The following is a 13,287-nucleotide window of genomic DNA, read 5'->3' as shown; positions in this document are numbered from 1 at the left end:
CCTCAGTGCTCGTCGACCGCGACGCGGTCGCCGAACAGCAGGTCGGAGGCGTGGTCGTGGAGTGCGTGGAACTCGGGGGTGCGCATCATCTCCGGCGTCCGCGGGCGGGGCAGGTCGACGGTGATGACCTCCTTGACCCGGCCGGGGCGCGCGCTCATCACGGCGACCTGGTCGGACAGGAAGATCGCCTCGGAGATGCCGTGCGTGACCATGAGCGTGGTCGCGGGCTTCTCGGTCCAGATCCGCAGGAGCTCGAGGTTGAGCCGCTGGCGGGTCATGTCGTCGAGGGCGCCGAACGGCTCGTCGAGCAGCAGCACCGACGGCTTGACCACCAGCGACCGGGCGATCGAGACCCGCTGACGCATGCCGCCGGACAGCTGGGCGGGCCGTGCCTTCTCGAACCCCTCCAGGCCGACCAGCCGGATCAGCTCACGCACCAGGGCCTGGTCCGGCTTGGTGCCCGAGACCTGGAACGGCAGCCTGATGTTGGACTCGACCGAGCGCCACGGCAGCAGGGCGGCGTCCTGGAAGGCGATCCCGAGCTGGTGGTCGCGCCGCAGCTCGCCCGGTGTCTTGCCATCGACGCGGGCCTCACCACTGGTGGCCGTCTCGAGCCCCGCCAGGATCCGCAGGATCGTGGACTTGCCGCAGCCCGAGGGCCCGAGCAGCGACAGGAACGCGCCCTTGTCGGTGTGCAGGGTGGCGCCCTCCAGGGCGACGACCTCCTTGCGCCCGGCCTTGAAGGTCTTGCTCAGGTCCTGGATGTGCAGACCCGTGCCGCTGAGCGCCGTCCCACCGGCCGCCCCGTCCGGGGTCGAGCCCGTGGACGAGGCAGCCGCGGTGGTGTCGGCCTCGGTCACTTCTTGAGCTCGGGGTTGTCCCGGTAGACCTCGCCGAGCAGGTCGAGGTCGAAGATGTCGTCGGCCTTCAGGTCGATCTTGGCCGCCTTGAGGGAGGCGAGGTTGTCCTGGACCAGGTCGTCGCTGATGGTGAACAGTCCGTTGGCCGCGGTCTCGTCGGTGTTGACCAGCAGGTCGCACTGCTGCTCGGCCTGGGCGACCTCCTTCTCGAGCTCGAGCGGCGGGTCGATGTCGACGCCGTACTTGTCGACGGCGAGCTTGGCCCCGGCCTCGGGGTCGGCGCACGCGTCGTTCCAGCCCTGGATCTCGGCCTTGAGGAACGCCTTGACCATGTCGGGCTTGTTCTTGATCGTGTCCTCGGTCGCGATCACGCTCTCGGCCACGAAGGGCAGGCCGTTGTCGGCGAAGGGCAGGTCGACGGTGTCGAACCCGTCGCCCTTGACCAGCAGCGACTCGTTGGTCACGTAGGCGACCAGGCCGTCGATCTGGCCGTCCTCGAGCGGGGCGATGTCGAAGCCGTTGGGCACGATCTCGACGTCGTCGGGGTCGATGTCGTTGGCCGCGAGGAGCGCGTTGAACAGGCTCAGGTTGGGGTCCTGGACGCCGATCTTCTTGCCGACCAGGTCCTGCGGGGTCTTGATGTTGCCCTTGTCGGAGATCGACAGGATCGAGAACGGGTTCTTCTGGTACGTCGTGCCGACGATCTTGAGCGGGAAATCGGAGTTGGCGATCGAGGCACCCGTCGAGATCGCGTTGCTCAGCCCGAAGTCGGCCTTGCCCGTGGCGACGAGCTCCTCGGTCGAGACCGGCCCGGGCAGCAGGTTGACCTTGTCGAAGCCGGCGTCCTTGAAGTAGCCCTTGTCGTCGGCCATGAACTCGCCGGCGAACTCGGCGTTCTTGATCCACGACAGCTGCACCGAGACCGTCCCGAACCCGTTGCCGTCGCTGCCGTCACCCGCGCCGCTCGCCTCGCTGTCGCCGCCGTCGTCGCCGCACGCGGCGAGCAGGACGGTGGCTGCGGTGAGCGCGATGGCGGCCTGCCAGCGGCGGGTACGACGAGCCGGGCTGGTGCGGAGCAGCCGGTGGGTGGTCGAGGTCATGCGGTGCCTCCTGGGCGCGGGGTGCAGACGGATCGCCGAGCTCGATCACGCGGTCGCCGCGACGCTAGGAGGCCCGCGTTCCCGGGGCGTGATCCACGCGTTTCAGGAGGGTTACGTTCGTTTCATGGCCTGGTCGCCGTCCCGACGCACCGATGCCCGCGGCCGGGTGACCGCGGGCATCGACGTGTCCAGCGCCGCGGGGCCTCGGCGCCTCAGCGGACGGACGTCAGCAGTCCGTCAGCAGTCCGTCAGCAGTAGAGCGTGATCGCGAAGGTGCTGGCGTCGGCGATCTTCCACCAGCCGGGCGTGTAGGCGATGCTCCCGCCGTAGGTCGGGCTGCCGACGCAGCCGGAGGGGATGTACATGCCGTCGATGTCGTAGCCCGAGCCACGGCCGCCCTTGGTCTGCCCCTTCGCGACGTAGCCGTCGATGGTGGGGTTCGAGCTGGTCCGCCACTGCAGCGTGTAGCCGATGCTGCGCGCGGAGTTGGAGGCGTTGCTCAGGCCGCCGCACCATTCGCCGGTGCACGACCCGGCGCTGGCCGGCGCGGCGCCGCCGGCCACGGCACCGAGGCCGGCGACCACGACAGCGGCGGCGGCGCCCGCGATCCGACGACGGTTGGGAGTGGTGTGAGTGCTCATGGAGAACGTCCTTCCGAGAGGTGTCCGACGCCGCGTGCGCGGCGCCTGCGTCCCCCAGTCAAGGCGCTCACCGAGCTCGGCGTAACCAACGAAATCGCAGTTCTGGCCGGGCTTCGCGGATCGGTCACCCGGTGCCGGTGGCGGCCCGACGGACCAGGTCCGTGATCCGGGCCGCGACGGCGTCGTCGACCTCGGTGACGGCGTACGCCGTGGGCCAGAGCCCGCCGTCGTCGAGCCGGGCCTGGCTCGAGAAGCCGAGCGAGAGGTAGCGCTCCCCGTCGACGTCGGCGCCGCGGAAGAAGCAGACGACCTTGCCCTTCGGACCGCCTGCGGCGTACGCCGGCTGCTTGTACCAGAGCCGGGGACTCAGGTCCGGGGCCGCGGCGGTGATCACCTGGTGCAGCCTCTCGGCGACCGCGCGGTCCCGATCGGTCATCGCGGCGATCGTCTCCAGCACCTCGGCGGTGGGGTCATTCTTCGTGGCCATCGCGGGCCCTTCCTTGTTGGCGGTGGTCTCGCGGTCCTGACGCGGCAGCATCACGAAGTGTGACCGGACCTGGGCGAGGTGGGGTCGTGATGTCTCCGGACGCGGTGTCAGACCTGTCCCACGACATGGGTGCCGGTTGCCCCGGTGAGCGGTGGGTTCTCTCGAGCCAGGGTCGTCTGCGGGCTTCGCCCCTGCCGCGCTATGTCGCGACGGGTAGGCGGAAGATCAGGGTCGGAAGCCCCGAGGGCGTGGTGTCGTCGCGGTCGAAGACGAACCCCAGTCTCTTCGCCAACCCGATTGATGCCTGGTTCTCGGGATGGATGTTGGCGATCAGGTGATCGATATGTGCTTCGGACTTTGCCCAGTCGATCCAGGCCCTCGCTCCTTCCGCCGCCAGACCCTTGCCCTGCGCCGATCCGGCAAGGATGTACCCCAGCTCGATCTCGTTCCAGTCTGGCCAGAAGTGCAGTCCGATTCGACCGACGAAAGCGCCGGTCTGTCGCTCGATCACTGCACTTTGGCCGTAGCCGCGTTCGTCCCATTCGTCAGCGAAAGCAGCCACCTGGAGAGGAATGACCTCCGCTGTCAGCCTGTCGCCGCCGATGTAGCGAGCGACGTCGGGGTCGCTGTGGATCTCCGCCAGCGCAGCCGTGTGTTCACTTGTCAGCGGCGGCAGGTCGCGACGTTCTGTCGTCAGCCCTCTGAAGCCTGTCATGTGTCCATCGTGGTCCCTGGCTCCCCAGCGGACGGCAAGCCGGCCACCGAGCCACTCCAGCTTGTTGCCCGACGAACCGACACGCACTTACCGGTGTCTTGCGTCGTAATACGCGAGATGCGCAGGTTGACAGAGAATCGAATATGTGTTCTAATCAATTAGCACGTTGAGAAACCTCTTTGCCACAGATGCAGGAGACCTCCGGGTGTGCTCCGGGGCTCGTCAACTGATGACGCACTGCATCGAGGTCCTACCAAGTCCTGGCGGGTGAGTCCCCAGGCAACGCTCGTCCCGATCGGCAGTCCCGATGTTGCATCCCTGCACCCCCAGTCCGTCGATGGTCCTCGAGGCCGTCGGCGCGGAGGTCGCTGCGCTCCGGCAGCGACTGTGGGCGACGGTCTCCGACGAGGAGCTGGTCGACGGCGCCGAGGCCCTCGAGAGGGTGATGGGGCAGCTGTCGGCGGTGCGCGTCCAGCTCCTCACCGAGGTCGACCAGCGCGAGATCCCTCGCAGGTCGCTGTCCTGGGGCTCCACCCACGAGTGGTTCGCCCATCTCGCCGGCATCACCGTCGGAGAGGCCCACCGGGCCGTGCGCCACGCCCGCGCCCTCACCAGCGATCGGGCCGTGACCTTCGAGGCCCTCGCAGCCGGCGCGGTCTCGGCGTCTCAGGCGGGCATCGTGTGCGACGCGGTCGACGACCTGCCGCCCGGGCCGATGTTGCGGCGCCAGGGCGAGCGGGTGCTGCTGGACGAAGCAGGTCGGCTCAACGCGACCGAGCTGCGCAAGGCGGCTCGCCGTCTGGTGGAGGTCGTCGACCCCGACCGGTCCGAGCGCAGGGCCGAGGCCGACCTCGATCGCGAGGAACGGGCCGCTCACCTCGAGCGCTTCCTGTCCGTCGTCGAGGACGGTGCCGGCGGTGTGCGCCTGCGTGGCCGCGGGTCGGTCGAGGACGGCGCGATCCTCCGGGCTGCGCTGATCCCGCTCACCAAGCCGTCGCCTGCCGTCGATCCCGACGACCCCGACCGGGTCGCCGAGACGGACCCCCGTGACCACGGAGCCCGACTGTGGGACGCCCTCCTCGACGTCGCCCAGCACTCCCTCGACACCGACCGGCAGCCCGCCAGCCACGGCACGCGGCCGCGGGTCGGCGTACTCATCGACCTCGACGACCTGCGCACCGGGGTCGGTCCCGCGGCGGTCACCGACGACGGTCTGGCCCTCTCGATCGCCGCGGTGCGCCGGCTGGCCTGCGACGCCGACGTGATCCCGATCTGTCTCGGACGGGAGGGGCACGTCCTCGACGTCGGCCGCACGCACCGGCTGGTCACCATGGCGCTCTGGCTCGCGCTCATCGCACGGGACCGACACTGCGCGTTCCCGGGCTGTACCCGACCGCCGGTCATGTGCCACGGCCACCACGTCCGGCACTGGGCCGACGGTGGTGCGACCGCGCTCGACAACCTGGTGATGCTCTGCGGAGCGCACCACCGGGTGATCCACCACAGCCCGTGGGAGGTCCGCCTGTCACCGGTCGACGGACGACCGGAGTTCCGACCACCACCCCGACGGCGCGCCGACCCACCACCCGCCACGTGGATCCGACATCGGCCGCGACGCGAGTAGCCGTGGAGTCCGCGCGACGCTCGCGCACGGTCGAGCGCGCCCTCCTCATCAGCGCACGCGATCACCCGGCGGACTGGTGCCACCTCGAGCGGCGACGTCGTCCCGCCCGACCGCGTGCACCAGCAACCACCCGGTGGCGAACCACACCCCGAACAGGAGTGAGCCGAACACGAGCCCCAGGAGGACGGCACCGACGCCGCTCGGGATGGCCGCCAGCGCCACGAGCACCACCGCGACCGCCCACAGGAGCGTCGCCGTCCTCGCCGTCCGTCCTGCGGTCGACGCGAGCGCTGCACTGCCCAGGAGCACGTACGCCGCCGCGGGCACCACCAGCAGCCACGAGACTCCGACACCCAGCGACGCCCCGACGAGCCACAGCGCCCCGGCCGACTTGAAGGCGACGAACCGGGTTCTCGGCGAGCGGGAGACGATCACGGGCCGAACCTAGTTGAACGCGTTCAACGATGGATCTCGGCCGTCGATCCTCGATGCTCGCGGCTAGTAGTGCGTGCGATCCGCTCGCGAGAGCCACGCGTCGAACGGCGCCGTCGCGGACTCCAGGTCGGCGGTCACCACCGGCATCGGCCAGGTGCTGCGGTCGCGCCCCAGCAGCTCGTAGAAGACGAGGTCGTCGAAGCCGCCGCGGGCCGCGTCGTGACGGTCGGCGGCGTAGACGACACGGTCCAGGCGCGCCCAGAGCGAGGCGGTCAGGCACAGCGGGCAGGGCTCGCACGACGTGTAGAGGGTGCAGCCGTCGAGGGCGAAGGTGTCCAGGGCGCGACACGCGACCCGGATCGCGGTCACCTCGGCGTGGGCGGTCGGGTCCAGGTCGCGGGTCACCCGGTTCTGGCCGGTCGCGACCACGGCGCCGTCGCGCACGACGAGGGCGCCGAAGGGCCCTCCCCCGTCGCCGACGTTGGCCACGGCCAGGTCGACGGCCTGCGTCAGCCAGGTCAGGTCACTGCTCATCGGGGTTCTCCTGATCGTTGCGGGTCTGCAGCAGCCGCCACACGCGGTCGCGGCTCATCGGGATCTCGCAGGGCCGCACGCCGGTGGCGTCGCGCACGGCGTTGGCCAGGGCGGGGGCCACCGGGTTGTACGGCGCCTCGCTCATCGACTTCGCACCGCGCGGGCCGAGGGTGTCGTAGGTGTCGGCGTAGAGCACCTCGGTCGGCGGGACGTCGCCCAGCTGCGGCACGCGGTAGTCGCGCAAGGTCTTGGTCAGCACCTCGCCGTCGCGCAGCACCATCTCCTCCCACAGGGCGCTGCCGATGCCCTGGGCGACGCCGCCCTCGACCTGGCCGCGCAGCTGCTCGGGGTTGATCACGACACCGGCGTCGACCGCCTGCACCGACTTGAGGATCCGGACCTCGCCGGTGGCCGGCGCGACCGCGACCCGGAACCCCTGCACCGAGAAGGCCAGCGAGCGCAGCGCGCCGTCGGAGGAGCCGGTCGCGGTGACCGGCTCGGTCGGCACCGCGCCGCCGGCCCGGAGCCGGTCGAGCTCGGCCCGCACCGACCGCGCGGCCTGCACGACCGCGCTGCCGGCCACCACCGACCCGGTGGACCCGTAGGCGCCGGTGTCGTAGCCGACGAGGTCGGTGTCGGACTGCTCCAGCCGGACCCGGTCGACCCCCACGCCGAGCTCGTCGGCCGCCAGCTGCACGTGGACGGTGCTGGTGCCGTTGCCGAACTCGGTGGTGCCGACGCCGACCACCACCTCGCCGTCGGGGTACGCCGTGACGCGGGCCTCCGCGTGGTGCCCGCGCGGTGGGATCGTGGCGATCATGCCGGCGGCCAGCCCCTCGCCCACGAGCCAGCCCACGGCCCCCGGCCCGGCGGTGTCGGCCGGCACCGGGTCGCCGTCGCCGGCGGCCAGCGCCGCCTCGACCAGGTCGAGGCACTGGTCGAGGCCGTAGGAGCCGAAGACGAGGTCGACGTCGGCGGCGCCGTTGACGACCAGCGCGTCACCGGGGCGTACGGCGTTGCGCCGGCGTACCTCGGCGGGCGTGAGACCCACCTCGCGCGCGAGCTCGTCGAGCGCCGACTCGATCGCGAAGATGACCTGCCCGAGGCCGTAGCCGCGGAACGCCCCCGAGGGCAGGTTGTTGGTGTAGACCGCCTCGGCGTCCAGGCGCTTGTTGGCGCAGCGGTAGAGCGCGATCGACTCGTGGGTGCCGTGGAACATCACGCCCGGGGCGTGGTTGCCGTAGGCGCCGGTGTCGGTCAGCACGTCGACGACCATCGCGGTCAGCACGCCGTGGGCGTCGGCCCCGAGCTCGACCGACACCTGCATCGGGTGGCGGCACGGGACCGCGGTGAACTGCTCCTCACGGGTCAGCTCGAGCTGCACCGCCTGCCCGGGCAGCAGCAGCCCGCGCTCGGTCAGACGCAGCACGGCGAGGCCGACGACGTCCTCGACCAGCAGCTCCTGCTTGCCGCCGAACCCACCGCCGACACGGGCCGTGACCACCCGCACCCGGTCGGCGTCGAGCGAGAGGATCCGGGCCAGCTCGTCGCGCACCAGGAACGGAACCTGGGTGCTGGTCCGCACGACCAGACGGCCGTCGTCGTCGACCCAGCCGCGCGCGCCGTGGGTCTCGAGCGAGGCGTGCGTGACCCGGGCGGTGCGCCAGGTGCCGCGGACGGTCGCGACCGCCTCGGCCAGGCCCCGCGCGGTGTCGCCCACCTCGCCGTGCGACTGGGCGACGACGTTGCGCGTCGGCTCGGCGATCCGGGCGACGGAGGCGACCTTGTCGCCGTGCAGCAGCGGGGCGCCCGGCTGCCGGGCCGCCTCGGGCTCGAACACGGCGGGCAACGGCTCGTAGCCGACCTCGATCAGCAGCGTCGCGGCGCGGGCGATCGCCATCGAGTCGGCGACCACGACGGCCACCCGCTGGCCGACGTGGCGCACCACGTCGTCGAGGAGCCGGGTGTCGTCGGGGTCGTCGTCGCGGCTCTCGTGGCGCGCGGTCGAGTAGCGGAACGTCGGGGCGTCGTGGTGCGTCAGCACGAGCCGTACGCCGGGCAGCGCCTCGGCGCGGGCCGTGTCGACGGCGACGATGCGCGCGTGCGGGTGGGGGCTGCGCAGCAGCGCCACGTGGAGGGTGGGCCGCGCGGCGTCGGGCGCGACGTCCATCGTGTAGGGCTCGCCGCCACTCACGACGCGGGGGCCGGCGGGCGCGCTGACCGAGGCGCCGAACGCCGTACCGGGACCGGCCCCCGGACCGCACGCGCCGCCGCGGCCGAGCAGCGCGTCGCGCACCGACCGGTAGCCGGTGCAGCGGCACAGGTTGCCCTTGAACGACCGGCCGAGGTCGGCCTCCGGCACGTCGCCGAGCGCGGTGGCGGTGACCACGAACCCGGCGGTGCAGAAGCCGCACTGGAACCCGGCGGCGTCGACGAACGACTGCTGCACCGGGGACAGCGCACCGGGCGAGCCCAGGCCCGCGGCGGTGGTGATGTCGGCGTCGGCCGCGCGGACGGCGGGGAAGACGCACGAGTGGGTCGGCTCACCGTCGACGAGGACGGTGCAGGCGCCGCAGTCGCCGGCGTCGCAGCCCTTCTTGGGCGCGAGGTGTCCGAGGTCGCGCAGCCAGGTGCGCAGGCACTGACCGGGAGCCGGCTGGCCGCCGACCGGCTGGCCGTCGACGGTGGTCATCCGACGGCCTCCGCACGCAGCTCGGCGCAGACCTGGGCGGCCAGCGTGGCGGTGACGGCGGCGCGCCAGTCGGGGGCGCCGTGCGGGTCGTCGTACCAGTGGTCGACGGCGCCCAGGAGGGCCGCCGGGTCGTCGTCGGGTCCGACCGAGAGCACGAGCGGCCGTGGCGTCGCGGCGGTGACGACCAGGCGCACGACGTCGCGGTCGAGCCGGCCGACGACGACGGAGGCCGAGCGACCCAGCGCGGCCAGCGACGTACGGCGGAAGGCGAAGCGTGCGGCGCCGTGATCGGGCACGTCGAGCGCACGGACGACCTCACCGGGGGCCAGGGAGGTCCGGCCGGGGCCGCGCACGAAGGACTCCACGGACTCGCGACGCTCGTCGCCGTCGGGGGTCCAGACGACGACCTCGGCCCCGAGAGCGGCGAACAGCGAGATCATCGCGCCGGCCGGCAGGGCCAGGCAGAGGTTGCCACCGACGGTGGCGAGCCGCTGGATCTTGAACGACATCAAGAACGCCTCGGCGCACGAGCGCACGAGGGACGCGACCTCGCTGGACCAGGGTGCGTCCTGGACCTGGGTGACGGTGCAGGTCGCGGCGACCCTCAGGGCCACACCCTCAGGCAGGCCCTCGGGCAGGCCGTCGGGCAGGCCGCTCCCCGGTGTCTCCCAGGCCGGCCAGCCGAGGGTCGTGAGGTCGACCAGCCCGGTCGTCGACGGCTGGGGGGTGGAGAACACCCAGGTGCCCCCGGCGACGACAGCCTCCCCCGGGACCAGCCGCAGGTCGCCACGCTCGCGGGCATGCCGGTAGGAGGTGACGGTGGTGAGGTCCATCGCTACTCCACCTCGCCGAGGCGCTCGTAGGTGGCGCTGATGCTGTTGACACGCTCGCGGGCCGTGCGGCCGCCACGGGACAGCACCCCGTCGGCCAGCACCCCGACGAGGCTCATCGCGGCGGCGTAGCTGTCGAAGGCCAGGCGTCCCTGGATGGAGCACTCGAGCCAGACCGCCGCCAGGTGGGCGTGCGGACGGGCCGTGCGGTCACCGAGGAGGACGACGTCGGCGCCGGTGGCCGCGGTCTCGGCGAGCGCGGCCCCGAACCCCGCCGGTCGCCGCCGGAACCCGACGACGACCACGGTGTCGCCGGGGCCGAGGTCGGCCAGCTCCTCGCCGAGGAGCTGGCCGGGCTGCGGGGCGAGCCGCACGTGCGGGCGGGTCTGGGCGAGCTGCTGGCGCAGGTGGAGCGCGACGGGATAGCTGTTGCGCCAGCCGACGACCGCGACGTGCTGGGCCTCGGCGAGCAGGTCCACGGCGGGTCCGATGCCCTCCTGGGCCAGCGCGCACCGCACCAGCTCGGCCTCGTGCGCGGCGTGCGTCGCGAGGTCGGGTCCGCCGTCGAGGGGCACGGGCTCCCCCGCCACCCGCAGCTCGCGCAGGTGCATGCGGACCTCGTCGAAGTCGGCGAAGCCCAGGCTGCGGAAGAGTCGGCTCATCGTGGCCTTGGAGACGTCGGCCAGCGTGGCCAGCTCGGCGGCCCGGTAGGTCGCGAGGTCGTCGAGGTGCTCGAGCAACGTCTCCGCGGCACGCCGCTCCTGGGGCGAGAGCGAGTCGTGCTGCCGCGCGATGCGCTGGTCGATCCGCTCACCGGAGGTCTCCTCCTGCGTCCCACCGGTCCTCTCCCCGGCCGGCTCCCTCGTCATGACGCGGGCACCGAGGGCCGCGCCTCGACGGCGGTGCGGACCGCGAGGACGGCGTGCTCGAGGGCGTCGAGGCCGCGGGCGACGTCGATCTCGCGGACGGCCTCGTCCGGGTGGTGGCTGATGCCGTCGTGGCAGCGCACGAAGAGCATCGCGATGTCGGCGACCGCGGCCATCGCCATGGCGTCGTGGCCGGCAGGGCTCCACAGACCCATCGGGTCGTGGTCACCGGTGGCGCGGATGCCGTCGACGACGGCCGCCTGCAGCCAGGCGGCGCACGGCGCGGCCGGTGCGGTGTGGGTCTCGACGACCTCGAGCCGCAGGTCGCGGGCGTCGCACGCCGCGACGATCTCGGCGTGGATCGCCTCCCACAGCGCGTCGCGGGACGCGTCGGTCGCCGCGCGTACGTCGAGGCTGAAGTCGGCGCGGCCCGGCACGACGTTGACCGCGCCGGGCGTGACCTCGATCCGGCCCACCGTGGCGACGCCCTGCGAGGCCCGCCCGAGGCGCTCGACGGCCAGGATCGCCTCGCTGGCGCCGGTCAGCGCGTCGTGCCGGCGTGAGTACGGCGTCCCGCCGGCGTGCCTGGCCTCCCCGACCACCGCCAGCCGGAAGCGCCGCGCACCGGCGATGGTCGTGACGTAGCCGAGCGAGGCGTCGGCGGCCTCGAGGTGCGGGCCCTGCTCGATGTGGGCCTCGAGGTAGCCGACGAGGTCCTCGGGCCGACGGGCCGCCTCACCGACGCGGCGCGGGTCGAGGCCGAAGGCGGTGAACGCCTGGTGGAGCGTCGTGCCCGTGCGGTCGCGCAGCTCCCACCAGTCGTCGTCCCAGGTGCCGGCCACGGCCTGGCTGCCGAGCAGGGCCTTGCCGAAGCGCGCACCCTCCTCGTCGCTGAAGGCCACGACCTCGAGCGCGAACGGCAGGTCGCCGACGCGCCCGCGCAACCGCTCGACCACGGCGATCGCCATCACCACGCCGAGCATCCCGTCGAAGCTGCCGGCGTCGGGCACGGTGTCGAGGTGCGAGCCGAGCACCAGGGCGGGCAGCCCCGGCGTACGGCCCTCGACCCGGCCCCACTGGTTGCCCGCGGCGTCCTGCCACGTCTCGAGCCCGGCCCGCTCGAGCCACCGGGCCACCTGGGCGTTGGCCTGCGCGTGCTCGGGCGTGAGGTGGGTGCGCTCGAGGTGGCGCGGGTGGGCCGAGAAGGTGTCGAGCCGGGCGCAGCGCGCCAGGACCTCGGCGGCGCCCGTGCCCGCGCCCGTGCCCGCGTCGGTGCTCATGCGTAGACCTCGAGGGCCGCGCCCACGCCGCCGCCGGCGGTGACCTCGGCGCCGGCTCCCCTCAGCACCTGCTCGAGCGCCGCGAGCGTCGTCAGCACCGGTGCGCGTCGGGCGTTGAAGCCCATCGTCCCGATCCGCCACACCCTGCCGTGCAGGGGCCCGAACGACGTCCCGATCTCGATGTCGTGGTCCTCGAGCAGCCGGGTGCGTACGCCGTCGCCGTCGACCCCTGCGGGGATCTCGACCGCCACGACGTTGGTCATCTTGTGAGCGACGTCGCCGAAGACCCGCAGCCCCAGACCCTGCACGCCCGCGAGCATCGCGCGCCCGTGGAGGTCGTGGCGGGCGACCGCCTCGTCGAGACCCTCCTCGACGAGCAGCCGGGCGCACTCGTGGGCGGCGTAGAGCATCGAGGTGGCCTCGGTGTGGTGGTTGAGCCGGCGCGGGCCCCAGTAGTCCATGATCTGCGCGAGGTCGAGGTAGTTGGAGCGGATCGGCGTGCCGCTGCCCTCGCGCGCCACGTCGACCGAGTCGCGGATGCCGGCCTCGACGTGCCGGCGCGCGTCGATGACGGCGAGCGCGCGCGGCGAGATGGTCGTCGGCGCGCTGCCCGACGGGCCGCCGAGGCACTTCTGCAGCCCGGCGGTGACCAGGTCGATGCCCCAGCCGTCGGTCTCGAACGCGTTGCCGCCCAGGGAGGCCGTCGCGTCGCAGTAGAGCAGCACGTCGTGGCGCCGGCAGATCTCGCCGAGGTCGGCCAGCGGCTGGCACATCGTGGTCGAGGTGTCCCCCTGCACCACCGCGACCAGCGCGGGTCGTACGGCGACGACGGCGGCCTCGACCTGCTCGGGGGTGAACACCTCGCCCCACGGCACCTCGATCGTGTGCACCTCGGCGCCGCAGCGCTCGGCGATCTCGGTGAGCAGGTGCCCGAACCGACCGAACACCGGCACCAGCACCCGGTCGCCCGGCTCCACCAACGAGACGAGGGCCGCCTCGATGCCGGCGCGCGCGGTGCCGTCGACCAGCAGGGTGTGCTCGTTGGTGGTGCGGAAGACGCCGCGGTAGAGCTCCATCACCTGGTTCATGTACGTCGTCATCACCGGGTCGAACTGACCGACCAGCGGCGCCGACATCGCGCGCAGGACGCGCGGGTCGGCGTTGATCGGGCCGGGGCCCATCAGCAGCCGGGGCGGCGGGTCGATCGGCGGGACGGTCATGTC

13 protein-coding genes are annotated in these 13,287 nt (G+C 72.7%); 1 reads left to right on the top strand and 12 read right to left on the bottom strand.

The genetic code is table 11. The features are described 5' to 3' along the window. Positions 1–2 precede the first annotated feature (2 nt). The 5 genes from FJQ56_RS15665 to FJQ56_RS15645 form a co-directional block, all read right to left on the bottom strand. Entirely contained in the window at positions 3–860 is an 858-nt protein-coding gene (locus FJQ56_RS15665) for an ABC transporter ATP-binding protein (protein WP_140010530.1), read from the bottom strand. Further along, positions 857–1,960, bottom strand: coding sequence for an ABC transporter substrate-binding protein (locus FJQ56_RS15660; RefSeq protein ID WP_140010529.1), 1,104 nt, complete (start codon positions 1,958–1,960; stop codon positions 857–859). Before FJQ56_RS15660 ends, FJQ56_RS15665 begins: the two co-directional genes overlap by 4 nt. 248 nt (positions 1,961–2,208) lie before the next feature. After that, positions 2,209–2,601, bottom strand: a complete 393-nt coding sequence (locus FJQ56_RS15655) for a hypothetical protein (protein WP_140010528.1) — start codon at positions 2,599–2,601, stop codon at positions 2,209–2,211. A gap of 124 nt (positions 2,602–2,725) precedes the next feature. Then, positions 2,726–3,139, bottom strand: coding sequence for a DUF1801 domain-containing protein (locus FJQ56_RS15650; protein ID WP_140010527.1), 414 nt, complete (start codon positions 3,137–3,139; stop codon positions 2,726–2,728). Between the two features lie 148 nt (positions 3,140–3,287). Then, positions 3,288–3,803 carry a GNAT family N-acetyltransferase gene (locus FJQ56_RS15645; RefSeq protein ID WP_140010526.1) on the bottom strand — a complete coding sequence of 172 codons (516 nt, stop codon included), beginning with the start codon at positions 3,801–3,803 and terminating at the stop codon, positions 3,288–3,290. Between the two features lie 337 nt (positions 3,804–4,140). On the opposite strand from FJQ56_RS15645, the gene FJQ56_RS15640 reads away from it, so the two are divergent. Then, positions 4,141–5,427, top strand: a complete 1,287-nt coding sequence (locus tag FJQ56_RS15640) for an HNH endonuclease signature motif containing protein (RefSeq protein ID WP_170215429.1) — start codon at positions 4,141–4,143, stop codon at positions 5,425–5,427. 48 nt (positions 5,428–5,475) lie between these two features. On the opposite strand, the gene FJQ56_RS15635 is transcribed toward FJQ56_RS15640, so the two are convergent. The 7 genes from FJQ56_RS15635 to FJQ56_RS15605 form a co-directional block, all read right to left on the bottom strand. Then, a complete protein-coding gene (locus tag FJQ56_RS15635; protein WP_140010524.1) occupies positions 5,476–5,862 on the bottom strand; it encodes a hypothetical protein in 387 nt (128 codons plus the stop codon). A gap of 63 nt (positions 5,863–5,925) precedes the next feature. Beyond that, on the bottom strand, positions 5,926–6,396 hold the full coding sequence (locus FJQ56_RS15630) for a nucleoside deaminase (protein ID WP_140010523.1): 471 nt from the start codon (positions 6,394–6,396) through the stop codon (positions 5,926–5,928). Then, positions 6,386–9,088: a molybdopterin-dependent oxidoreductase gene (locus FJQ56_RS15625; RefSeq protein WP_140010522.1), complete on the bottom strand. Its 2,703-nt coding sequence runs from the start codon at positions 9,086–9,088 to the stop codon at positions 6,386–6,388. Before FJQ56_RS15625 ends, FJQ56_RS15630 begins: the two co-directional genes overlap by 11 nt. After that, positions 9,085–9,921: an FAD binding domain-containing protein gene (locus tag FJQ56_RS15620; RefSeq protein ID WP_140010521.1), complete on the bottom strand. Its 837-nt coding sequence runs from the start codon at positions 9,919–9,921 to the stop codon at positions 9,085–9,087. Before FJQ56_RS15620 ends, FJQ56_RS15625 begins: the two co-directional genes overlap by 4 nt. A 2-nt stretch (positions 9,922–9,923) precedes the next feature. Next, positions 9,924–10,787 (bottom strand): MurR/RpiR family transcriptional regulator, encoded by an 864-nt coding sequence (locus FJQ56_RS15615; RefSeq protein WP_140010520.1) that lies wholly within the window; start codon positions 10,785–10,787, stop codon positions 9,924–9,926. Beyond that, positions 10,784–12,064, bottom strand: coding sequence for an allantoate amidohydrolase (locus FJQ56_RS15610; protein WP_140010519.1), 1,281 nt, complete (start codon positions 12,062–12,064; stop codon positions 10,784–10,786). The genes FJQ56_RS15615 and FJQ56_RS15610 overlap by 4 nt, the downstream gene beginning before the upstream one ends. Further along, complete coding sequence (locus FJQ56_RS15605; protein WP_211351097.1) at positions 12,061–13,284, bottom strand: pyridoxal-phosphate-dependent aminotransferase family protein; 1,224 nt, start codon at positions 13,282–13,284, stop codon at positions 12,061–12,063. Before FJQ56_RS15605 ends, FJQ56_RS15610 begins: the two co-directional genes overlap by 4 nt. Between the last annotated feature and the right edge of the window lie 3 nt (positions 13,285–13,287).

The organism is Nocardioides plantarum, from assembly GCF_006346395.1.
Classification (GTDB): Bacteria; Actinomycetota; Actinomycetes; order Propionibacteriales; family Nocardioidaceae; genus Nocardioides; species Nocardioides plantarum.
Note: the sequence above shows the minus strand (reverse complement) of the source record. Positions and strands in the feature narration are given on the sequence as shown.